Source organism: Acidimicrobiales bacterium (assembly GCA_036378675.1).
In the GTDB taxonomy this organism is placed as follows: domain Bacteria; phylum Actinomycetota; class Acidimicrobiia; order Acidimicrobiales; family Palsa-688; genus DASUWA01.
Map to the genome: position 1 here is coordinate 80,537 of DASUWA010000051.1, position 20,781 is coordinate 101,317.

The window sequence follows — 20,781 nt, forward strand, 5'->3', positions numbered from 1 at the left end:
CGTGAGTGCCCGTCCCGGAGAAGACCAGACCCGATGAGAAGCACCCTCAGCAATCTGGCCAACATGTTCAGGGTTCCGGACCTTCGCAACAAGGTCCTTTTCACCCTGTTTGTCATCATTGTCTACCGCTTCGGTGCCAACATCCCGTGTCCGGGCATCGACTTCCATGCGGTCCAATCGCTTGCCTCGTCGGCGCAGCACGCCGGCGTGGTGAGCTTCCTGAACCTGTTCTCCGGCGGCGCGCTGACCAAGTTCGCCGTGTTCGGGCTCGGGATCATGCCGTACATCACCGCGTCGATCATCATTCAGTTGCTGATCGTGGTGATCCCGAAGTTCGAGCAATGGCGTGAAGAGGGGGCGGTCGGGCAGAAGAAGCTCACCCAGGTCACCCGCTATCTCACCATCGCCCTGGCCGTCATGCAGTCGACCGGTCTCGCTTACGTATTCCACAACGGCGGCGGCGGTCTGTTCGGCGGCCAGAGCCTGAACATCGACCTGATTCCCAAGTTCACCGTCCCCCGCGTGCTGCTCATCGTCCTGACGATGACCGCCGGCACCGTGGTCGTCATGTGGCTCGGCGAGCTGATCACCCAACGCGGTGTCGGGCAGGGGATGTCGGTGCTCATCTTCACCAACGTGGTCGCGACGCTCCCGTCGGGCGGCGCATCGGTGCGAGTCGAAGCCGGCTGGGTCAAGTTCGGGGTCATCGTTGCGATCTCGCTGGCTCTCCTTGTCGCGATCGTCTTCATCGAGCAGGGGCAACGAAGGATCCCCGTCACGTTCGCCAAACGGGTCGTGGGCAGGCGGATGTACGGCGGCCAGAGCACGTACATACCGATGAAGGTCAACACCGGCGGTGTCGTTCCGATCATCTTCGCCAGCTCGGTGCTGTACTTCCCGATCCTGATCTCGAACGTGTTGCCGAGCCACGGTTTCTGGAAACACGTCCAGACGTGGATCAGCGTTCACCTGGCCCGCCCCAACGACGTCTGGTACATCCTCTTCTACGGGGTGCTGATCCTCGGGTTCGCCTACTTCTACGCGGCAATAACCTTTGACCCGCACCAGCAGGCGGAGGTGATCCGCAAGCAGGGCGGCTACATCCCGGGCATCCGACCGGGGCCCCCGACAGAGCGGCACCTGCAGGGGATCCTGAACCGGATCACCCTGCCCGGATCCCTCTGGCTCGCGGCGATCGCCCTGCTGCCGTCGATCATGCTGGCGATCTGGAGCATCCAGAATTACCCCTTCGCCGGGACGACGATCCTCATCGCCGTCGGGGTCGCACTCGAAACCATGAAGCAGGTCGACAGCCAGCTCATGCTGCGCAACTACGAGGGCTTTCTGAAGTAGTGCCGTCCATACCGAGGAGGCCGGGAAGTTGAACCCCGGTGCCCGGTTGGTCGTCCTCGGTAAGCAGGGGGCGGGCAAGGGCACGCAGGCGGTGCGGCTGTCGCGGCATTACGTGGTCCCGCACGTGTCCACCGGTGACACGTTCAGGGCAGCCGTGCGGTCCGGCTCGGAGTTCGGGGAAAAAGCACGGCAGTATCTCGACGCCGGCGAACTGGTGCCCGACGAGATCGTCATCGGCATGGTCAGGGAACGCCTCACGCGCGGCGACACCACCAACCGGGGATTCATCCTCGACGGATTTCCACGCACGGTCCATCAGGCTGAGGCGCTCTCGGAGCTGCTCGAACCCAGGCAGCTCGACCTGGTCATCGACCTGGAGGTCGACACGGAGCAGGTGCTCACCCGTCTAGCCGGCCGGAGGGTTTGCTCGGACTGCGGCGCCAACTACAGCGTCGTCGACAACCCCCCAAGGGTGAACGAAATCTGCGACGTCTGCGGCGGCGAGGTGGTTCAGCGCGACGACGACACCGAGGCGGCCATCCGCCGGCGGTTGGAGCTGTACGAGAGGGAGACGGCACCGCTCGTCCACTGGTACAAGTCGAGGGGCCTCCTGGCGGTCGTGGACGGAAGCGGCAGTCCCGACCAGGTCACCGGACGGGTGATCGACGAGATCGACCGGCGGCGGGACTTCGCGAACGTCGTGGACGGCAGCTAGACCGGCCGTATACCGCCTCGCTCGCCTGAAGCAGGCGCTGCGGTGTTTCAATGGTCGGGTGCGCCGCACCCCCGAGGAAATCGCCAAGATGCGCAAGGCCGGCAAGGTCGTAGCTGAGATGCACGAAGCCACGAGGGGTGCGGTGAAGCCTGGGGTGACCACGGCCGAACTCGACCGGGTCGCCCGGGAAGTGCTGGACCGGCGCGGGGCGAAGTCCAACTTCTTGAACTACCACGGCTTCCCGGCGGTGATCTGTGCTTCGCCCAACAACATGATCGTGCACGGCATACCGGGCCCCCGCCGCCTCGAAGAGGGCGACATCATCTCGATCGACTGCGGGGCGATCGTTGAGGGCTATCACGGGGATGCCGCGTTCACCACGGGGGTAGGGAAGATCAGCCCGCGGGCGGAGATGCTGATCCGGGTGACCGAGGACAGCCTGTGGGCGGGCATCGCGGTGATGAAGGACGGGAACCGGCTGCACGAAGCCGGGCGGGCGATCCAGGAGGTCGTCGAGAACGCGGGTTTCTCGGTCGTCCGGGAGTACGTCGGTCACGCCATCGGCACCGCCATGCACGAGGAGCCCCAGGTCCCGAACTACTGGCCCGGACGCCCCGGCCCGGTGATGAAGGCCGGCATGGTCTTCGCGGTCGAGCCGATGGTCAACACCGGCGGCCCCGGAACCCGTCTGCTGGAGGACGGGTGGAGCGTCGTGACCGCCGACGGGGGGCTCTCGGCGCACTTTGAGCACAGCATCGCGGTGACCGACGGGGGGCCGGAGGTTCTGACCCTGCCGGAGTAAGGGGCGCCGGGGGGGGCGCAAAGGCGGCTGAAGGCGTTTGGGAGTGGTTTCGGTGTCCGGGCGTGGGATTTGACCCTTCGGCGTCGAATTCCACACCCAAACGCACTCTCGAGGGCCCAGGCGGCCGGCGAAGGCCCCGGATAGGCCTCTCAGCCAGCCCCGATGGACGGTAAACCGCCGCGCGTAGTAGGATGTTTCGCCGGCCCGCGGTGCTTTGCCGCGGGCGGGGTCCCAGCCATCCCGGTCCGATCTAGAGGTCCGAAGGACCAAAGGAAAGCGTCGTGAAAGTTCGTCCGAGCGTAAAACCGATCTGTGAGCACTGCAAGGTGATCCGCCGTCACGGTCGAGTGATGGTCATCTGCACGAACCCGCGCCACAAGCAGCGCCAGGGCTGAGGAAGAGTTCGGTCGTGGCACGTATCGCTGGAGTTGACATCCCCCGGGAGAAGAAGCTCGGGACCTCTCTCACTTACATCTACGGGATCGGCGACACCCAGGCGGAGAAGGTGGCCGAAGCCACCGGTATCGACCCGAACACCCGGGTCCGTGACCTGACTGACGAAGAAGTAACCCGGCTGCGCAACTGGATCGACGCCAACCTGAAGGTGGAAGGCGATCTGCGCCGGGACGTCTCCCAGGACATCAAGCGCAAGATGGAGATCGGCTCCTACCAGGGGGTCCGCCACCGCCGCGGTCTCCCGGTTCACGGCCAGCGCACCCACACCAACGCCCGGACCCGCAAGGGACCGAAGAAGACTGTCGCCGGCAAGAAGAAGGTCCGTAAGCACTGAGCCCGGCCTTGGAGGCGTCGCCGACTTTCGAGCCGGCGCCCCGGCGGGGTTTCCCCCGAAAGCCAGATGAAAGAACAGCCCTAGGAGAAAATGGCAAAGCCGAAGCCGGGCGGGCGCCGCCCCCGACGCCGAGAGCGTAAGAACGTCACCTACGGGGTGGCGCACATCAAGAGCTCGTTCAACAACACCATCGTCTCGATCAGCGACCCCGAAGGCAACGTCCTCGCCTGGGCGTCCGCCGGCAACGTCGGCTACAAGGGTTCCCGCAAGTCCACTCCTTTCGCGGCCCAGCTTGCGGCCGAGGCTTGCGCCAGGCGGGCAATGGAGCATGGAGTCCGAAAGGTCGAGGTCCTGGTCAAGGGTCCCGGCTCGGGCCGTGAGACCGCCATCCGGTCCCTCATGAACACCGGTATCGAGGTCGCCGGCATCAAGGACATCACCCCGATTCCCCACAACGGCACCCGCCCCAAGAAGCGCCGCCGTGTCTAGGGAGGCGAGCGTCTGATGGCTCGGTACACGGGACCGGTTTGCCGCCTTTGCCGGCGGGAGAAGATGAAGCTCTTCCTCAAGGGGCCCAAGTGCGACTCGATGAAGTGCCCGATCGAGCGCCGGCCGTACCCGCCGGGAGAGCACGGGCGGGACCGCATGCGGCAAGGGTCGGAGTACCTGACCCAGCTCCGGGAAAAGCAGAAGGCCCGGCGGATCTACGGGCTCCTGGAAAAGCAATTCAAGAACCTCTACGAGGAAGCCAACCGTCAGCAGGGAATCACCGGCGAGAACCTGCTCCGGATGCTCGAGATGCGCCTGGACAACGTCTCCTTCCGCGCAGGGTGGGGCGCAAGCCGTTCGCAGGCGCGCCAGCTGGTCCGCCACGGGCACGTGCTTGTGAACGGCAAGCGGGTCACCATCCCGAGCTACCGGTTGCGCAAGGGCGATGTCGTTTCGCTCAAGGACAAGGCGCGCTCGATGATCATCGTCCGCCACAACCTCGACACCCTCGACCGGACCGTTCCGCCCTGGCTGGAGACCGGGGAAAACGGGATGCAGGTGACGGTCCTAGACAACCCTCTGCGGGAGCACATCGACGTTCCGGTGCGCGAGTCGCTGATCGTCGAGCTCTACTCCAAGTAGTCCAGCAAACAAGCAGGAAGCACAGGACAACATGCTGATCATCCAACGCCCCAACGTAGAAGCTCTAGGCGAGCAGGAGGGGAACCGCCAGCGGTTCTCGATCGGACCGCTCGAGCCGGGCTTCGGACACACCCTCGGTGTCGCACTTCGCCGCACCCTGCTGTCCTCGATTCCCGGCGCGGCGGTGACCCAGGTTCGTTTCGACGAGGCGCTCCACGAGTTCACCACCCTGCCGGGTGTGAAGGAGGACGTCACCGATATCATCCTCAACCTGAAGGACGTGGTCCTGCGGGTCGAGACCGACGAGTCGGTAACCCTCCGCCTCGACGTGCGCGGTCCGGCGACCGTCACCGCCGGCGACATCATCACGACCGCCGACGTCGAAGTCCTCAACCCGGACCTAGTGATCGCCACCGTCAACTCGAAGGGACGGCTCGCCGCTGACATCACCGTCGAGCGCGGAAGGGGTTACGTCTCGGCCGATCGGAACAAGAAGTCGTCGACCATCGGCGTCATCCCCGTCGACTCGATCTTCTCGCCGATCAGGGTGGCTGCGTTTTCGGTGGAGCCGACCAGGGTCGAGCAGTCGACCAACTACGACCGGCTCGTGCTCGACATCACCACCGACGGATCGATCTCCCCGCGCGAGGCGCTTGCCTCCGCCGGCGACACGCTTCGTTCACTCGTTGCACTCGTCGCGGAGATGAGCGACAGCCCTCAAGGCCTCGAGCTAGGCGATGTCGGCTCGGTCACCAGCGGCTCACCGGACCTCGACCTGCTGATCGAGGAGCTCGACCTTTCCGAGCGTCCGCGCAACTGCTTGAAGCGCGCTCAGATCAACACGGTCGGCGAGTTGGTGCAGAAGACCGAAGAGGACCTGCTGGCCATCACCAACTTCGGTCAGAAGTCGCTGGACGAGGTGATCCAGAAGCTGGATGAGCGGGGCCTGTCCCTGCGCACCAAGGGCGCCTGACATGGCGACGCTCCCCGGTCGTCCGCGCAAGGGACCGCGCTTCGGCGGCGACTCCGAGCACCAGAAGGCGATGATGGGAAACCTGGTCGCGTCGCTCATCGCGGCCGAGGCGATCGTCACCACGGAGGCGAAGGCGAAGGCCCTGCGGCCAGTAGTGGAGAAGTGCGTCACCAAAGCGAAAAAAGCCAACGCCGACTCGGATCGCGCGGTGCACCTTCAACGGCAAGTTGTCGCGTTCATCCGCGACAAGGACATGGCCCACAAGCTGTTCAGCGAGATCGGCCCCCGTTACGCCGACCGCGCCGGCGGGTACACGCGGATACTCAAGCTGGGCCCGCGTCACGGGGACAACGCTCCCATGGCGCGCATCGAGTTCGTCCAGTAGGACGGCGGGGGCGCCGCCCTGACCCTTTTTTCCGACGACGCCGGACCGGCAGCCGCAACGTCTGTTAGCGAGGCTCCGACGGTTCGCCTGCGGATGGTCCTCGCCTACGACGGGGGCGATTTCCGCGGCTTCGCGCTGCAGCCGGGCGTGCCGACCATCGCCGGCGCGATCTGCGGCGCGTTGGAACGCACCTTGCGCCACACTGTCGAGCTGACCTGTGCGGGACGTACCGACGCCGGGGTGCACGCGTGGGGGCAGGTCGTCAGCTTCGAGGCGCGCGCCGATGCAGATCCGGCAGCGCTGCAGCGTTCGCTCAACCGGGCGCTCCGACCCGCGATCGTGATCCGAGAAGTCTCGGTCGCGCCGGAGGGCTTCGACGCACGGCGGTGGGCAACCGGACGCACTTACTGGTACACGGTGCGGAATGACGCGGTGGCGGATCCGTTTTCGGCGCGGACTGCGTGGCACGTGCCCGATCGCCTGGATCTGGCGGCGATGCGGCTCGCCTGCGATCCGCTCATCGGCGAGCACGACTTCTCCTCGTTCTGCCGGCGGCCGCCAGTGCAGGACCCATCGCTGATCAGGCGGGTTCGCGATGCGCGTTGGGTCGACCTCGGGGACTCGATGTTGCGTTTCGAGATCGAGGCCTCCGCGTTCTGTCATCAGATGGTGCGCAGCCTCGTCGGCACCCTCGTCGATGTTGGGCTTGGGAAAAAGAGGGCGGGCGACATGACCTTCATCCTTCGGTCCCACTCGAGGCAGACCGCCGGGCAGATTGCCCCGCCGCACGGGCTGTGCCTCCGAGACGTCACTTACAACGCGGCCGCCCAGAACGGCTTGGTTCAGTCCACCGGTTCGACTACCCGGTAGCCGGAGGCGGTCAGCGCCGCGACCACTTCGGCGTGGTGGGCGAAGTCCCTTGTTTCCACGGTTACTTGGACTTCGACCTCTGACACCGCCAGTGCCCTTCCGCTCCGGTGATGCTCGACGTCCAGAACGTTCAGACCCAGCGCGGCCAGCTGCGTGGTGAACGCAGCCAGAGCTCCGACGCGGTCGGCCATCACGACCCTCAACGTGAGGTATCGCCCGGCGGAGGCGAGACCATGTTCGATGAGCTTGGTCAAAAGCAGAGGATCGACGTTTCCGCCGGAAAGAATCGCGACAGCTGGACCGGAGCCACGCACGTGGCCGTTCATTATCGCTGCGAGAGACGCCGCGCCCGACGGTTCTACGACCGCCTTGGCGCGCTCGACGAGCAGCAGCATCGCTTGGCTTATCTCCTCCTCGTCGACGGTGACGATCTCGTCGACGAACCGTTCGGAAAGCGACAGGGTCAGATCGCTGCAACAGGCCACCGAGATCCCATCGGCCATGGTCGCCAGGCGATCGAGGGTCACCGGGCGGCCCGCCGCGAGTGCTTCGGTGAGGGTCGGCGCACCGGCGGCCTCGACGCCCACGACCCGCGGCGGGCGCGAGGAACCAGCCGGGGGTGGGCTCAACGCGACAGCCGCGCCGATCCCTCCGATCAGACCGCCGCCGCCGACTGGGACCACGACCACCTCGGCTTCGGGAGCCTCTTCGAGCACCTCGAGCCCGACGGTTCCCTGCCCGGCGATGACATCGGGATCGTCGAAGGGTGGGACGTAGACGGCTCCGGTCTCGCCGGCGAAGGACTTGGCGAGAGCGATGCAATCATCGACGACCTCTCCTTCGAGCCTCACGTTCGCGCCGTAGTCGCGGGTGGCGGTGACCTTCGGTAAAGCCGCGTTCCGCGGCATGAAGATCGTCGCCTTGCGGCCGGTGAGCGACGCTGCAAGGGCGACACCCTGGGCGTGGTTTCCCGCGGAGGCGGTAACTACCGGGACGCCCAGGGGGAGTTGGGCTATCCGGTTGTACGCGCCACGGATCTTGAACGAGCCGGTGCGTTGCTGGTGCTCCGGTTTGAGTAGCACCGGTCGTCCCGCGAGCTTCGACAAGGACTCCGGCCTGTCGACCGGCGTCGGTCGGATCACCTTCTTCACCCGGTCCCGGGCTGCGAGGAGGTCGTCGAGGCCGATCAAGACCTTTAGTTGGAGACGGCCTTCGCCGCCGCCTCGCGTGTGGCCCTCCAGTAGGCCAGCTGCTTCGCCGCTGTTTCCTCGGATGCGCGGTCGATGCGCTTGGCGGCCCTCTCGTCGGCTCGGAACCACTGCACCAGAACCGCCAGCGTGCCGACCAGCCCGAGCATCTCGCCTGAGACCCACATCAGCCCACCGCCCATGTGCAACTGGGACAGCGGCGTCGTAGGCGTGATCGGCGTCGTCTGACTGTCGAGCGCCATGCCGAGGATGGTGTGGAACGGGAGGGCGAGGAGGAGGTATCCGATGCGCACGCCGTAGCTCATCCGTTTGGGGAGCGGGTCGACCGCCACGGCCGGCCACCAGAAGATGGACCCCGCCACCAGGAGATGCAGGTGAACGAGGTTGTGGACTGTGCCGTTACGGAGCGTGATCGCGTAGAGACTCGTGAAATACAGCCCGAAGAGCGACACCCCGTAGAACGCCCACGCGAACACCGGGTTGGAGATCAGCCGCCCAACCGGGCTGTGGAGCACCTTGATGATGCTGGTTTGGACCGGACGCGGGCTGGCCTGGAGGGCGAGCGTTATCGGGGCGGAGAGGGCGAGGAACACCGGCGCGAGCATCCCGATGGCGATGTGCTGGATGGTGTGAACCGTGAAGTTCTCGTCGTGGGCGCTGATCCCGGACACCAGGGCAAGCGCCAGGAGGAACTCACCTGACACGAACGCCGCTGTGCGGCCCACAGGCCACTTCCTGCCCCTCTGCGCCAGCCGCCTGACCGACCACACGTACCAGGCGACCGAGAGGCATATGAGAGCCGTCGGAATGGGCTCGAAGCTCGCCTGGGTCAGGACCTGCAGCGGCGTCATGCGCCCCCACGATACCTCTGCGCTGGATTGGGCTACCGGCGGCGGCGTTGTGTAGAAATATGGCCCAGTGACTGCGATCTCGACCACAGGCGGCGCCGCGACCATCGCCCCGTCGCCGGCGATCAGACCTGTTGATCCAGCCAGCTACCGGCCAGCCCTTCTCAACGTCGGTGTGATGGTGTGGCTGGCCTCGGAGTTGATGTTCTTCTCCGGGCTGTTTGCGGCCTACTTCAGCCTGCGGTCGGACACCCACCCGTGGCCTCCGACGGGCGACACCCTGGACGTCCCCCCCGTTCTGGTCGCCACCATCCTGCTGGTGCTCTCGTCGTTCACGATGCAGTACGGCGTGCACCGAGCAATTCAGGGTTCGCGCTGGGGTTTTCTTGGTTGGCTCGTGCTCACCTTCGTTCTCGGCGGCCTGTTCGAGGGGATGCAGATCTCCGACTACCTCGGCCGCCCGTTCGCGATCAGTCACGACGCGTACAGCTCCGCCTTCTACACCCTCACCGGTTTCCACTTCCTCCACGTCGCGGGTGGCCTCATCGGCATGATCTTGATGGGATTCAGAGTGCTGAAGACCAGCCGTTTCGGCCACAGAACCCTCCCGCCAATCGAGTTCCTGTCCTACTACTGGCACTTCGTCGACGTGGTGTGGATCGCCCTGTTCCTAGTGATCTTCGTTCTCAAGTGATGCCGAACCTGAACCACGAAACTCGCCGCCGTCTGGCCGTACCGCTCGCCCTCGTAGGGCTCGGGATGCTGGCTTGCTCCTTGCTGTTCGTGAGTGGTGGGTCCGCGCACGGCCAGCCGATGCAGGTGAGCACCAACCCCGCCGACATCGCCGCCGGACAGGTCCTCTACGTTCAGCATTGCCAGAGTTGCCACGGCCCCCAAGGCGAAGGCGGTGTGCCGGGCGCGCCGGTTCTGGTCAACGTCGGTGCGGCCGCGGCAGACTTCTATCTGACCACGGGTCGCATGCCGCTCAACGATCCCGGCAACGAACCGCTGCGACACCACCCATTCTTCAACCCGACGCAGATAGGACAGCTCAACGCCTATATAGCCGCTCTCCCGGTCATAACCGACCAGCCTCCAGCGGGGCCCGACATCCCGACCGTCCTGCCTCGCTGCCCCACGGCGACGCCCGCACCCGGGTGCGTCACTCTGACAGAGGGGCAACAGCTTTTCGCCATCAACTGCGCGCAGTGCCACCAGGCGGCCGGCTCGGGCGGGATGCTGTCCAAGGGCAACGTCATCCCCAGCCTGCACAACGCCAACAAGGTTCAGGCTGCGGAGGCAATGCGGATCGGGCCACCGCCGATGCCCGTGATCGGACCCAACGAACTCTCGGACCACCAGGTTTCGGCGATAGCCCAGTACGTCCAGTACCTGCACCAACCTTCGAATCCCGGTGGCCTTGGCATCACCCACTTCGGGCCTGTTGCCGAGGGGTTCGTGGGCATCCTGTTCGGATTTTTCGTTCTACTGTTCGCCGTGCGCATGATCGGGACCAGAGGATGACCACGACTGAAGAGCACTCGGCCTCTGCAGGCCGCGACGCCGACCCCCCGGTGCAGGACGACCCGCGGCACTTCGGGATCGACCCGGGCGACCCGTGGCCAGAGGACGTCCCGAGGGGGCAGGACGACAGCCACTGGCGCTTCGAGGACGACCCGCGCGCCGCTCGCCGCGCCGAGCGGAAAATCGCGTTCTGCTGGACCCTCACCCTCCTCGCGTCCGTCGGCCTGGCGTGGGTGTACGCCGTCGGCGGGCAGGCCCAGGCAGAGGGCGTCCTGTGGGCGACGGCCTTCCTCGGCCTCGGCGTCGGTTTCGTCCTCTGGGGACGGGACCTCCTGCCCAACCGGGAGGTTATCGCCAGCCGAGGACACCACCACGTGTCGCCGGAGGGCGATCGGGTGGCGGTGGCAGAGTCGTTGTCCCGGGGCATCGAGCCGATCGCCCGCCGCCCGTTCCTCTTCAAGATGCTCGGCGCTGTGGGAGGTGCGTTGGGCATTGCCGCCCTCTCCCCGCTCCTCTCGCTGGGCCCCAGGCCCAAGGACGACTTGCTACACACCAAGTGGGGACCCGGCGTGCGGCTCACCTCTGAAGACGGCATGCCCGTCCGGCCGGATCAGCTGCCCGTGAACGGGATCATGACCGTCTTCCCGAACGGCAACATCGACGACGCGCTCAGCCCGACGCTCCTCATCAACATCGGTAACGCGCCGTTCAAGGTTCCGCCCGAGCGAGTGGGTTGGAACATCGGTGGCCTGGTCGCTTTCTCGAAGATCTGCACCCACGCTGGCTGCCCGGCGAGCCTCTACAACACCGAGACCCGCCAGCTCGTCTGCCCCTGCCACCAGTCAACCTTCGACGTCCTCTCCGACTGCAACCCCGTGTTCGGCCCGGCGTCACGGTCTCTCCCGCAACTGCCGCTCGCGGTCGACAGCGACGGCTACCTTGTATCCCAGAGCGACTACCACGAGCCGGTCGGACCCGGCTTCTGGACCCGCAAGTAATGAGCACCACCCAGGAACGTGCAGCGGCGCAAAAGCGCTTTTCCCTCGGGAAGTCCGGCTTCGACACCGTCGATGAGAGGTTCGGCTCGTCACGTTTTCTGACGAGCGTCCTCGACAAGATCTTCCCGGATCACTGGTCGTTCATGGTCGGCGAGGTCGCGATGGATTCGCTGATCGTCTTGATCGCGACAGGCGTTTACCTCACCTTCTTCTTCGTCCCCTCACAGAAGGACGTCGTGTACGCCGGCACCTACCACCCTCTCGTCGGCCAGCACATGAGCGAGGCCTACCAGTCGGTGCTGAACATCTCGTTCAACGTGCGCTTCGGCCTGGTGATCCGACAGGCCCATCACTGGGCGGCTCTCATCTTCCTGGCCGCCGTCGTGTTCCACTTGTGCAGGGTCTTCTTTACCGGTGCCTTCCGCAAGCCGCGTGAGATCAACTGGGTAATCGGGCTCACTCTGTGGCTGACCGTCATGCTCGAGGGTTTCACCGGGTACTCCCTTCCCGACGACCTGCTCTCGGGAACTGGAATCCGGGTTATCTACTCGATCATCGAGGGGATCCCGTTCATCGGCACGTGGCTGGCCTACCTCTTCTGGAACGGCCGCTACCCGGGCGACATCTTCATCACGAGGCTGTTCATCGTGCATGAGTTCCTCTTCCCCGCGCTCATAGTCGGGCTCCTGACCGCCCACCTGATGATCCTCTGGAGACAGAAGCACAGCGATTTCCCCGGTCCGGGCAAGACCGAGACGAACATCAAGGGGAGCCGGATCTGGCCGCAGTACACGATGAAGGCCACGGGTCTGGCGACGATGGTTGCCGGGGTCACCTTCCTGCTTGCGGGCCTGGTCCAGATCAACCCGATCTGGCTCTACGGCCCCTACACCCCCTACACGGTCACGGCGGGGTCCCAGCCTGACTGGTACGTGGGATGGCTCGACGGATCGGTGCGGCTCTGGCCGCACTGGGAGTTCCGCTCGTTCGGGCACGAGATCGCCAACCCGGTGTTCCCCGGGCTTCTCATACCGGGAATCGTGTTCACGTTGATGTACGTGTGGCCGTGGATCGACAAGAAGATCTACAACGACTACGGTCCGCACAACCTTCTCGACCGGCCGCGCGACAAACCGTTCCGGACCGGTGTCGGCGTTGCAGCGATCATATTCTTCCTGGATCTCACTCTTGCCACAGCCACCGACCTGATCGCCAACAATACCCACATAGCGTTCGAGCGGCTGATCGAGATCCTCCAGTACGGAGCAATCCTCGGCCCGATCGCGGGGTTCGCGATCGCCTACAAGGCGTGTCAGGCCCTCCAGCGGACCGACGCGCACCCGATCCAGAAACCGGTCGGCGGGATCATCACCCGTGACGCCACCGGCGCCTACCACACGCTCGGCGATATCCATATAGCCCACGACGGGCACGAAGACGGGGCAGGCAATGGACACGGCAACGGGCACAAGGAGGAAGCTCCGGCTCCAGCCGAAGAGACGGTCGCCGGGTCTTAACGCTCACGCCGCGTTCGGATCCCGCGGGGTCACGCGTCGACGTCTCAGTATCCATACGAGTAGCTAGGAGCAGCCTTGGGCGGGACAGATGCAGGGGCTGACGTGCCCGAAGGCGTCGCGACGAAGAAGTTCTGGACACCCTGGCCGGTCACGTGTCCGGGGGAGTCTGACACGAACGTGTACAGGAAGTGTCCGTTGTACTGGACTTGTGATCCGTTCGACGTCACGACTGCCTTCACCAGTCCCGTCGCTCCGCTTTCGGTCGGCGCGGTGGAAATCAGCGGCGGCCACACTGCGGCGAGCCCTCCCGTTACTGCTGACCGGGTCGATGTGTCCCCTGGGTAGGTGTAGAGCGGAAGGCCCTGAGCGGTGACGAGAATGGGCTCCGTCTTGCCGTTGACCGATTCCGTGGCGACGTTGACCGTCGACGAACCTGGCGCTGGTGTCACCTGAGGGGGTGCTGCCTGAGCCGCTGGGGACGTGCGCGCGGGTGACGCCGAACCGCTCGACGCGGCGGCTATTCCGCCACCGGCAGCGGCGAGTCCGATCACACCGGCAATAAGCAGCTTGGGATTTCTCACGATTACCTCCGAGCTTTCTTCTCGCTAGACCGATACGACGCCGGGTTACGTCAAAGCGCCTTGGCCCGGGCGCGCAGTTCGTGGACGTACGTAAGCCATCCCGCGGACGTGACCAACCAGAGGCTGATCAACCGGTAGAGCAGAACAGACGCCAGGGCGGCGGGGTGATGAACCCCCGCCGCCATCAGCGATCCGGCCATCGCCGCTTCTACGATTCCAACCCCGCCTGGGGTGAAGCCGACGATCCCCACTGCCTCGCCTAAGCCATAGGCGAGGAGCAGCCCCCGCCACGGGATCGACGCACCCACCGCAGCGATGCTGACCGCGAAGACCGCTATGTCGGCGAGCCAATTGAGCAACGCTGCCGCAGAGGCGAGTACCCAGTCGTTTGTCGACAGCTTCATCGCCTCGAGGGCGCAAATGTGCCGGCGCGCCAATATCGACGGGTCCGTCGTGGGACGTCCGCTCAACCTTCGGGTCGCCGTCAGCACGGCGACCGCGATACGGCTCAACCTGTCCCGACCGGCGTGTCCTCGCGCCGCTAACGCCAAGACCAGTACGACTGCCGACGCGGCACCACCGAATACCGCCCCTACCGCTGCGGCCGAGCTCCCGCTGAGCAGCGCTCCGAGCAACAGTAGAAGCGCCGCCGCGAGCGAGGAGATCGTGCCGCCGGCCGTGAGCGCCCAACCCGCGGCCATCGGCTCGGCACCCAGCCCTCTAAAGCGTCTGAAGCTGTAAACCGCTCCCGCCTGTGGTCCCGCGAGAGGTATCGAGGTCGATAACGCATTCGACACGAGTGCGGTCCGGACGAAGGGGCCAAGTCTCCAACCGGTCGCGTGCCTGCCGAACAGCCGGCGTTGCCCTCGAGCGACCATCATGAACGAGATCGCCTCGAACGTCAGGCCCAATGGGATCCAAACCCAGTCGAGACGTCCAAGGACACCTAACGCCATTTCGAGCGCCGCGCGCTGGTTGATCACCAGGACGACAGGAGGCAGGGCGGTCGCGAGGAGCAATCCCGTCCGAATACGCCTTCGTCGACCGAGACTATCCCGAGTGCGGCGTTTTGCCGGACTGCCTTCCTTGTCGGGTGCCTCGAGGACGGGAGCCGCATGTACCGATTCTTCGATGGTTGCCGTCAACGACTGGTTGATACGAGCGTGGGATACGCGGCCCGCCGCCCTCACGATTCCGCGACCGGTCGTGACCGAGGGTCGATCACCGGTCCCGTAACTCGGCGCGGTATTCCCTCACAGTCAATCGATCGAGGAGCGCCCGACGATGAGAACAGCGTGAGTAAGTCTCGGCCGGCATTGACCGACCAGTCGAACGTCGCTGGAGCCAGGCGCGCCTTGGGCCCGTTCTCGGTTGCACCTGTCGGCTTCGGTGCGATGCGGCTGGCGGGGCCGAACGCGTTCGGGCAACCCGGCGATCGCGTACGGGCGCTCGCCGTACTTCGCGAGGCTGTATACAGCGGGGTTGATCACATCGACACCGCCCAGTTCTACGGCCCGGAGATAGTGAACGAGCTAATTCGCGATGCCCTCTACCCTTACCCTGACGACCTGGTTCTTGTGAGCAAGGTCGGTGCGCGGCGGGACCGCCATGGTGGATTCCTCATCGATGATCAACCGAAGCAGTTGCGTTGCAGCATCGAAGAGAACCTACGAGCACTCGGCGTGGGCACGCTCCCAATCGTCAATCTCAGGATCATGCGGGCAGGTGAGCCAGACTGCTTCTTCGACGATCAGCTCGAGGCGATGGTCACAGCCCGTGACGACGGTTTGGTGAAATCGTTCGGTCTGAGCAACGTAACCCTCGCACGGTTGCTCCACGCCCTGCGGTTCACCGACGTCGCCTGCGTTCAGAACGCATTCCACCTGGGAAACCGCCACTCCCAGCCGCAGCTGGAGGAGTGCACCCGACGAAAGATCGCGTTCGTTCCGTCCTCGCCGCTCGGTTCTGACGGCTCGGGTCTCGGGTCCGTCCTCGGTCAGCGCGAGGTGGTCCGTCAAGCTGCACGGTTGCGCATCACGCCCGCTCAAGTCGCACTCGCGTGGACGCTGCAGGCCTCTCCGAACGTCCTGCTCATCCCCGGAACGTCGTCGTTGGGCCACTTGCGCCAAAATCTCGCAGTTTCGGAAATCCACCTTGACTCGGAAGCCGTTCGCCGCCTCTCACTTGTCTGACGACAGATCGATACGGCGGACCGACTCCGGTCCTGCTTTTATCGGTTTAGGAGAACGTGGCGGTAGCGAGGGTGGTGCCGGTCGAGGTGACGATCTGCGCGGACCTTATCCGACTGAGGTTGTCGTTGATCGTTCGAGCCCACTGCCCCTCGCCGCCCGTGACTTGGAACGAGCCGGTCAACTCAATGCCCCCGTTGGCACCCCTGAGCTGGCAAACCGCGGTTCCGTCACTTCCCGGCTCGTGCAGGTTCATGAAGACCCAGGAAGGACTGCCACCGTAAAGGTTTATCTGACCAACCACCCGACGGCTGGCGTCCAGAAGAGCCGAGCTATGGACGCCCCCGTTGACCGATACGGCAGCGGGTGCCGACCTGCTCTGATCTACCGCCTCGCTAACACCGAAGGTCCCCGCGACGAGAACCGCCGCCGCAGCGGAGAGGATCGCGGCTCGTCTCGGCCGCCGGATCGGCACGACGGACGCGTCAGGGTGCTGACGACCGGCGGCGAGTTCATCAAAGAGCCCGGACATGAATTCCTCACGTGGCTCAGCCGAGTCCTCGCGAGCGCCACGCAAGGTGATCACGGTACGGATGATCCGCGCTTCGTCCGCGTCGGCGCGAAAGCCGGATGGCTGGCGGCCCTCGAGCAACGAATCGATATATTTGCGTTGATCTCGCGAAGTCATGAATCCATCTCCGTCGCCACGATTGTTGCCATCTGAAGAGCCCTGTGCTGAAGAACCTTGGCGTTGCTCACAGAAACGTTCATGATGCCGGCCGCCTCCTTGATCGAGGATGCCTGAATAAATCTCAACTCGAGGATCTGCCGGTAACGGTCCGGCAGGGCTGAGAGTATTTTCCGAGCCCGCTCCGCGGCGTCGGTCGTCGGCCCGGATTCAGGCGACGGATCCGAGAGCCAGACGATGTCAGAGTCGAGATCGACCACGGTCATCGGCTGGCCCAGGGTTCGCCGCCAATGGGATGCCAACACGGTCCGGGCGGTAAGCAGCAGATAGGCGCGGACCTCTCCCTTGGAGGCAGACAAGCGCAACGGTTTGAGCGCGGCGCGAAAGGCCTCCGCGGTCAGGTCCTCAGCGTCTTGGCGGTTGCCGACCCGGGCGTACATGAGCCTGTAGAGGCGTGCCACATTGTCTCGATAGACCGATTCCCAATTGGCATACATGTCCTCGTCAAGCACGTGCAGGTGCGCTCTCCCTCTGGGGCGCTCAGATTCTGCTCCAGGCTCGGGAATGGACGCACATGTAGATCCCATAGTCGAACCTTGATACGCACCGGGGTTACAACATTGGTTTCCGAGGGTCGTAACCCGATCCGTATCCCATGTCAGAGATCTGACGAGAGGACAGGAGACATGGAGACTCGGCACTTGGCGATAGTCGACGAGGAATACCACCCGCTTTCCCTGTGCGAGAGATTGCGCCTGGGATTTGCCCTCACCGCCGCCTCGGTCGTCATCGAGGTCGCGGAACGCCTACCGCGGTGGGATCGCTTCAAGCTGCAGCACGAACCTGTTCGGTTCCTCAAGATCGGCCCTCGAAGATTGCCCGAAAAATTGCCTGACAAATTGCCGGGCAAATTGGCGGTGGTCGACCTCCGGGAACGGGCGCGTGCGCCAATGCAACGCCCGAGGCCAAGGCCGACCACCGGCAATCAGTTACGCGGGCGGGTTACGATCTGACCCCTACTCGGGGCGGGCTACCTCGTGGCCGGCGGCCATCTCCCGGACCCGCTCCTCGGCGCGCTCGACGGCGTCGGCCTCGTGGTCCGATTCGACCATGAAGCCGATGACTGCTCCGAAGAAGATCACCGCTCCAACGAAGAGGTACCACAGGCCCCAGATCAACGCTATGGCCCCGATGACAGCTCCGAGCCCCATTCCGGCGGGCCAGATCGACGCGGACGGGAAGTAAGAGATCTCTCCCTCGGCATCAGGGTCGGCGTAACTCGCGTCGAAGCGATCCTCCGGCCGGGGGATCCGGTGCCGGCGGATGTACTGCAGCAGCAGGTAGCCGAAAACCATGAAATAGGCGGCGAAGCCAAATATGAGCATGGTGACCCCCGACGATTCGGTCGGGTTGTTCTTCGTCGCCCAGTAGATCGCCCCGGTGCCGCCGAGGAAGATCGCAGCACCGAGGATGATCCTCGATTCGACTTTCATCAGTGACCGACCTTGGTGAGCATGTCGGGATGGTTTGCGTCCCACACCGGGCGCTCGGAGCGGATCGGCGGCAGTGCCTCGAAGTTGTGGTCGGGCGGCGGAGACGAGCACGCCCATTCGAGCGTCTGCCCGTCCCACGGGTTGTCGCCGGCGATCTCGCCCTTGCGGTACGAGACGAAGAAGTTCACGACACTCACCGCCACGCCCAGGCCGGCGATGTACGCGCCGATGCTGGACAGCATGTTCAGGAAGTTCCAGCCGAGGTGGCCGTCGTAGGTCTCGATCCGGCGGGGCATGCCCCGAAGTCCGAGGGTGTGCTGTGGGAAGAAGGCGAGGTTGAAGCCGATGTAGAGCAGCACGAAGCTGGCCACGCCCCAGCGTTCGTCCAGCTTGCGCCCGGTCATCTTCGGATACCAGTAGTAGATGCCTGCGAACCCGGCGAACGCCGAGCCGCCGAACATCACGTAGTGGAAGTGGGCCACGATGAAGTAAGTGTTGTGGAGCTGGAAGTCGAGGACTGGCTGAGCGAGGATCACCCCGGTGATCCCGCCGAACAGGAACATGGTGAGAAACCCGAGGGCGAACAGCACCGCCGTGTTGATGGTGAGGGTTCCTCGCCACATGGTGCCGATCCAGTTGAAGAACTTGATCCCGGTCGGAACCGCGATGAGCAGTGAGAGCGCCGCAAAGAAGGGCAGCAGGACCGCACCCGTCGTGTACATGTGGTGCGCCCACACGCCCATCGAGAGCGCGCCGATGGACAGGGTCGCGCCGATCATGCCCTTGTACCCGAACACGGGTTTCTTCGAGAAGGTCGCGAGAACTTCGGTGACGATCCCGAAGTACGGGAGGGCGAGGATGTACACCTCGGGGTGGCCGAAGAACCAGAAGAGGTTCTGCCAGAGGATCGGCTGCCCCCCGAACCTGGGATCGTAGAAGTGCGTATCGAGGTGCCGGTCGAGCCACAGAAGAGCGAAGGCGGCCGTCAGAACAGGGAACGCGAGCAGGATGAGGAACATGGTCACCATCTGGTTCCACACGAAGATGGGCATGCGGAACATGACCATCCCTGGGGCGCGCAAGGTGAAGATGGTGGTGATGATGTTGACAGCGGTGAAGATCCCCGAGAAGCCGGTCAACGCAACCCCGACGATCCACATATCGGCGCCGGGACCCGGCGAGTGGATCGCCTCGGTTATTGGCGCGTAGCCGAACCACCCGAAGTTGGCCGCCCCGTTGTTGGTCAGGAACCCGGCACCCAGCATGATGAAGCCGCCGAGGTACAGCCAGTAGGAGAGGTTGTTGAACCTCGGGAACGCCATGTCCGGCGCCCCGATCATCAACGGGATGAAGTAGTTACCGAGGCCGGCGAACGCGAACGGGCCCAGGAAGACGAACAGCATGATCGTGCCGTGCATCGTGAACAGCTGGTTAAACACGTTCTCGGTCACGAAATGGTTGTTCGGGACGATCAGCTGGGTCCGGATGCCGAGAGCCAGCCCCCCGGCGAAGAGGAACCCGATGAACGACGTCACCAGGTAGTTGAGCCCGATCTGCTTGTGATCGGTGCTGGTGATGTACTTGACCAACCCGTGGGGTCTGGGCCCAGGGACGATCTCCATCAGCACCGGTTCTTCCGGTACCGGCCTTCCGTGCGGGCGTTCTTCTAACAGCGTCACGTTCTACGCACCTGCCGTGGTGATCGAGTTCGGAACCTGTTGTGCGTACCACGCTTCATAGTCCGCAGGCGTCATCACCTTGACCAGGAATCGCATGTACGCGTGGTACTGACCGCAGATGTTGTTGCACTGCCCCTCGAATGTTCCGGTGCGGTTCACGTTGAAGTCCACTGTGTTGTTGATCCCTGGGATGAGGTCACGGTTGAAGAGGAACTCCTTCACATAGAACGTGTGCACCACATCATCGCTCACCAGGTGCACCTGGACCGTCTCGTTCTCGGGCATGTACAGGACCGGAAGGTTGCCCTCCGAGTTGATGTCCAGAGCGTTGGAGACGGAGCCGACCTCCTGGTGCCCGTTCGGGTAGATGAACCTCCACCCCCACTGGAAGCCCTCGACGGTGATCTTCACGGCCGGTTGCTTGTTGACGGCATCGACTTTGTTTTCGGCGTTGTAGGCGAACCCGAAGATGACCGCGACGATGATCAACGGGACGATCGTGTACGCCGCCTCGATGGGGATGTGGTACTGGAACTGCGACGGCCGTCGCTCGTCGTCGGGCTTGGCGCGGTAGCGGAGTACGCACCAGATGATCCCGCCCCCCACGATCAGGGCGATCGGAAGGGCGAACCAGAAGCTGACGTGCCAAAGCTGGCGCATCCAGTGGTTCTGGTCGGTCACGCCGTGAGGGGAGCCGAAGTCGCTTCCGACTAGACGGGTCGCTAGATCCATATCCGGTGCAACAATAAGCAGGTCAGGCAGACGGCACCAACCCGAGAGAACATGGTTATCAAGGGCGCACGGCCGCCGTGGGGTTGGGGTCCCCACGTTGCGCAGAGGACGGGGCCGGATGGGTGTTATGGGGCCCCGTCCGGGCCAATGTCGCAGCCCGGACCCCGATTGCCAGTCGCCTTCCCGAGCCTCTATCCTGGTGAGTCGGCCCGTCGCGCCCCTGCGCGAGCTGTTCCGCCCTTTTTCCGTATTTAGTGAGGACCCAGAGCCCCGTGCGCACATTCTCTCCGAAGCCCGCCGACATC

Annotated in this window: 25 protein-coding genes; 16 read left to right on the top strand and 9 right to left on the bottom strand. The window is 64.5% G+C overall.

What is annotated here, in order from left to right:
• The first annotated feature begins 33 nt into the window (after window positions 1–33).
• From secY to truA, 10 genes are all read left to right on the top strand, one after another.
• Window positions 34–1,353 (top strand): preprotein translocase subunit SecY, encoded by a 1,320-nt coding sequence (gene secY / locus VFZ97_16160; GenBank protein ID HEX6394967.1) that lies wholly within the window; start codon window positions 34–36, stop codon window positions 1,351–1,353.
• 28 nt (window positions 1,354–1,381) lie between these two features.
• Window positions 1,382–2,068: an adenylate kinase gene (locus VFZ97_16165; protein HEX6394968.1), complete on the top strand. Its 687-nt coding sequence runs from the start codon at window positions 1,382–1,384 to the stop codon at window positions 2,066–2,068.
• A gap of 58 nt (window positions 2,069–2,126) precedes the next feature.
• Complete coding sequence (gene map, locus VFZ97_16170) at window positions 2,127–2,870, top strand: type I methionyl aminopeptidase (GenBank protein HEX6394969.1); 744 nt, start codon at window positions 2,127–2,129, stop codon at window positions 2,868–2,870.
• Window positions 2,871–3,151: 281 nt separating this feature from the next.
• Window positions 3,152–3,265: a 50S ribosomal protein L36 gene (gene rpmJ, locus VFZ97_16175; protein ID HEX6394970.1), complete on the top strand. Its 114-nt coding sequence runs from the start codon at window positions 3,152–3,154 to the stop codon at window positions 3,263–3,265.
• Between the two features lie 14 nt (window positions 3,266–3,279).
• Complete coding sequence (gene rpsM, locus VFZ97_16180) at window positions 3,280–3,660, top strand: 30S ribosomal protein S13 (protein ID HEX6394971.1); 381 nt, start codon at window positions 3,280–3,282, stop codon at window positions 3,658–3,660.
• Between the two features lie 90 nt (window positions 3,661–3,750).
• A complete protein-coding gene (rpsK, locus tag VFZ97_16185; protein ID HEX6394972.1) occupies window positions 3,751–4,149 on the top strand; it encodes a 30S ribosomal protein S11 in 399 nt (132 codons plus the stop codon).
• 15 nt (window positions 4,150–4,164) lie between these two features.
• The gene (rpsD, locus tag VFZ97_16190) at window positions 4,165–4,791 is read left to right on the top strand and encodes a 30S ribosomal protein S4 (GenBank protein ID HEX6394973.1); all 627 of its coding nucleotides are present in this window, start codon (window positions 4,165–4,167) and stop codon (window positions 4,789–4,791) included.
• Window positions 4,792–4,822: 31 nt separating this feature from the next.
• Window positions 4,823–5,764: a DNA-directed RNA polymerase subunit alpha gene (locus VFZ97_16195; protein ID HEX6394974.1), complete on the top strand. Its 942-nt coding sequence runs from the start codon at window positions 4,823–4,825 to the stop codon at window positions 5,762–5,764.
• 1 nt (window position 5,765) lies between these two features.
• Window positions 5,766–6,149 carry a 50S ribosomal protein L17 gene (gene rplQ / locus VFZ97_16200; GenBank protein HEX6394975.1) on the top strand — a complete coding sequence of 128 codons (384 nt, stop codon included), beginning with the start codon at window positions 5,766–5,768 and terminating at the stop codon, window positions 6,147–6,149.
• Between the two features lie 93 nt (window positions 6,150–6,242).
• Window positions 6,243–7,019, top strand: a complete 777-nt coding sequence (gene truA, locus VFZ97_16205) for a tRNA pseudouridine(38-40) synthase TruA (protein ID HEX6394976.1) — start codon at window positions 6,243–6,245, stop codon at window positions 7,017–7,019.
• Here the strand turns inward: truA and ilvA are convergent.
• Window positions 6,992–8,209 carry a threonine ammonia-lyase gene (gene ilvA / locus VFZ97_16210; GenBank protein HEX6394977.1) on the bottom strand — a complete coding sequence of 406 codons (1,218 nt, stop codon included), beginning with the start codon at window positions 8,207–8,209 and terminating at the stop codon, window positions 6,992–6,994. The two genes, truA and ilvA, sit on opposite strands and share 28 nt — an antisense overlap.
• Before the next feature lie 5 nt (window positions 8,210–8,214).
• The gene (locus tag VFZ97_16215) at window positions 8,215–9,078 is read right to left on the bottom strand and encodes a cytochrome c oxidase assembly protein (protein HEX6394978.1); all 864 of its coding nucleotides are present in this window, start codon (window positions 9,076–9,078) and stop codon (window positions 8,215–8,217) included.
• Between the two features lie 67 nt (window positions 9,079–9,145).
• On the opposite strand from VFZ97_16215, the gene VFZ97_16220 reads away from it, so the two are divergent.
• Genes VFZ97_16220 through VFZ97_16235 form a run of 4 tightly spaced genes read left to right on the top strand, consistent with a single transcriptional unit; the run spans window position 9,146 to window position 13,114 of the window.
• Window positions 9,146–9,769, top strand: coding sequence for a heme-copper oxidase subunit III (locus tag VFZ97_16220; protein ID HEX6394979.1), 624 nt, complete (start codon window positions 9,146–9,148; stop codon window positions 9,767–9,769).
• A complete protein-coding gene (locus VFZ97_16225; protein HEX6394980.1) occupies window positions 9,769–10,599 on the top strand; it encodes a c-type cytochrome in 831 nt (276 codons plus the stop codon). The genes VFZ97_16220 and VFZ97_16225 overlap by 1 nt, the downstream gene beginning before the upstream one ends.
• Window positions 10,596–11,597: a Rieske 2Fe-2S domain-containing protein gene (locus tag VFZ97_16230; GenBank protein HEX6394981.1), complete on the top strand. Its 1,002-nt coding sequence runs from the start codon at window positions 10,596–10,598 to the stop codon at window positions 11,595–11,597. The genes VFZ97_16225 and VFZ97_16230 overlap by 4 nt, the downstream gene beginning before the upstream one ends.
• A complete protein-coding gene (locus VFZ97_16235) occupies window positions 11,597–13,114 on the top strand; it encodes a cytochrome bc complex cytochrome b subunit (protein HEX6394982.1) in 1,518 nt (505 codons plus the stop codon). The genes VFZ97_16230 and VFZ97_16235 overlap by 1 nt, the downstream gene beginning before the upstream one ends.
• 44 nt (window positions 13,115–13,158) lie before the next feature.
• Here VFZ97_16235 and VFZ97_16240 read toward each other — a convergent pair whose 3' ends face one another.
• Window positions 13,159–13,695: a hypothetical protein gene (locus VFZ97_16240; protein HEX6394983.1), complete on the bottom strand. Its 537-nt coding sequence runs from the start codon at window positions 13,693–13,695 to the stop codon at window positions 13,159–13,161.
• Window positions 13,696–13,745: 50 nt separating this feature from the next.
• Window positions 13,746–14,840 carry a YbhN family protein gene (locus VFZ97_16245; protein ID HEX6394984.1) on the bottom strand — a complete coding sequence of 365 codons (1,095 nt, stop codon included), beginning with the start codon at window positions 14,838–14,840 and terminating at the stop codon, window positions 13,746–13,748.
• Between the two features lie 150 nt (window positions 14,841–14,990).
• Between VFZ97_16245 and VFZ97_16250 the strand changes: the two genes are divergently transcribed.
• Window positions 14,991–15,887 (top strand): oxidoreductase, encoded by an 897-nt coding sequence (locus VFZ97_16250; GenBank protein HEX6394985.1) that lies wholly within the window; start codon window positions 14,991–14,993, stop codon window positions 15,885–15,887.
• A gap of 46 nt (window positions 15,888–15,933) precedes the next feature.
• Here VFZ97_16250 and VFZ97_16255 read toward each other — a convergent pair whose 3' ends face one another.
• Window positions 15,934–16,572, bottom strand: coding sequence for a hypothetical protein (locus tag VFZ97_16255; GenBank protein ID HEX6394986.1), 639 nt, complete (start codon window positions 16,570–16,572; stop codon window positions 15,934–15,936).
• Window positions 16,569–17,159 (bottom strand): RNA polymerase sigma factor, encoded by a 591-nt coding sequence (locus tag VFZ97_16260; GenBank protein ID HEX6394987.1) that lies wholly within the window; start codon window positions 17,157–17,159, stop codon window positions 16,569–16,571. Before VFZ97_16260 ends, VFZ97_16255 begins: the two co-directional genes overlap by 4 nt.
• A gap of 99 nt (window positions 17,160–17,258) precedes the next feature.
• Here VFZ97_16260 and VFZ97_16265 point away from each other — a divergent pair, with 99 nt between their 5' ends.
• Window positions 17,259–17,585: a hypothetical protein gene (locus VFZ97_16265; protein ID HEX6394988.1), complete on the top strand. Its 327-nt coding sequence runs from the start codon at window positions 17,259–17,261 to the stop codon at window positions 17,583–17,585.
• A 3-nt stretch (window positions 17,586–17,588) separates the two neighbouring features.
• On the opposite strand, the gene VFZ97_16270 is transcribed toward VFZ97_16265, so the two are convergent.
• The 3 genes from VFZ97_16270 to coxB are packed head-to-tail and all read right to left on the bottom strand — an operon-like array spanning window position 17,589 to window position 20,476.
• On the bottom strand, window positions 17,589–18,065 hold the full coding sequence (locus tag VFZ97_16270) for a cytochrome c oxidase subunit 4 (GenBank protein HEX6394989.1): 477 nt from the start codon (window positions 18,063–18,065) through the stop codon (window positions 17,589–17,591).
• On the bottom strand, window positions 18,065–19,744 hold the full coding sequence (gene ctaD / locus VFZ97_16275; protein ID HEX6394990.1) for a cytochrome c oxidase subunit I: 1,680 nt from the start codon (window positions 19,742–19,744) through the stop codon (window positions 18,065–18,067). Before ctaD ends, VFZ97_16270 begins: the two co-directional genes overlap by 1 nt.
• Window positions 19,745–19,747: 3 nt before the next feature.
• A complete protein-coding gene (coxB, locus tag VFZ97_16280) occupies window positions 19,748–20,476 on the bottom strand; it encodes a cytochrome c oxidase subunit II (protein HEX6394991.1) in 729 nt (242 codons plus the stop codon).
• Between the last annotated feature and the right edge of the window lie 305 nt (window positions 20,477–20,781).

Excerpts from the sequence above, each read along its gene's own strand:
- secY (HEX6394967.1), top strand. The coding sequence starts at position 34 with ATGAGAAGCACCCTCAGCAATCTGGCCAACATGTTCAGGGTTCCGGAC.
- rpsK (HEX6394972.1), top strand. The coding sequence starts at position 3,751 with ATGGCAAAGCCGAAGCCGGGCGGGCGCCGCCCCCGACGCCGAGAGCGT.
- rpsD (HEX6394973.1), top strand. The coding sequence starts at position 4,165 with ATGGCTCGGTACACGGGACCGGTTTGCCGCCTTTGCCGGCGGGAGAAG.
- VFZ97_16195 (HEX6394974.1), top strand. The coding sequence starts at position 4,823 with ATGCTGATCATCCAACGCCCCAACGTAGAAGCTCTAGGCGAGCAGGAG.
- rplQ (HEX6394975.1), top strand. The coding sequence starts at position 5,766 with ATGGCGACGCTCCCCGGTCGTCCGCGCAAGGGACCGCGCTTCGGCGGC.
- truA (HEX6394976.1), top strand. The coding sequence starts at position 6,243 with ATGGTCCTCGCCTACGACGGGGGCGATTTCCGCGGCTTCGCGCTGCAG.
- VFZ97_16215 (HEX6394978.1), bottom strand. The coding sequence starts at position 9,078 with ATGACGCCGCTGCAGGTCCTGACCCAGGCGAGCTTCGAGCCCATTCCG.
- VFZ97_16225 (HEX6394980.1), top strand. The coding sequence starts at position 9,769 with ATGCCGAACCTGAACCACGAAACTCGCCGCCGTCTGGCCGTACCGCTC.
- VFZ97_16230 (HEX6394981.1), top strand. The coding sequence starts at position 10,596 with ATGACCACGACTGAAGAGCACTCGGCCTCTGCAGGCCGCGACGCCGAC.
- VFZ97_16235 (HEX6394982.1), top strand. The coding sequence starts at position 11,597 with ATGAGCACCACCCAGGAACGTGCAGCGGCGCAAAAGCGCTTTTCCCTC.
- VFZ97_16255 (HEX6394986.1), bottom strand. The coding sequence starts at position 16,572 with ATGACTTCGCGAGATCAACGCAAATATATCGATTCGTTGCTCGAGGGC.
- VFZ97_16260 (HEX6394987.1), bottom strand. The coding sequence starts at position 17,159 with ATGGGATCTACATGTGCGTCCATTCCCGAGCCTGGAGCAGAATCTGAG.
- VFZ97_16265 (HEX6394988.1), top strand. The coding sequence starts at position 17,259 with ATGGAGACTCGGCACTTGGCGATAGTCGACGAGGAATACCACCCGCTT.
- VFZ97_16270 (HEX6394989.1), bottom strand. The coding sequence starts at position 18,065 with ATGAAAGTCGAATCGAGGATCATCCTCGGTGCTGCGATCTTCCTCGGC.
- coxB (HEX6394991.1), bottom strand. The coding sequence starts at position 20,476 with ATGGATCTAGCGACCCGTCTAGTCGGAAGCGACTTCGGCTCCCCTCAC.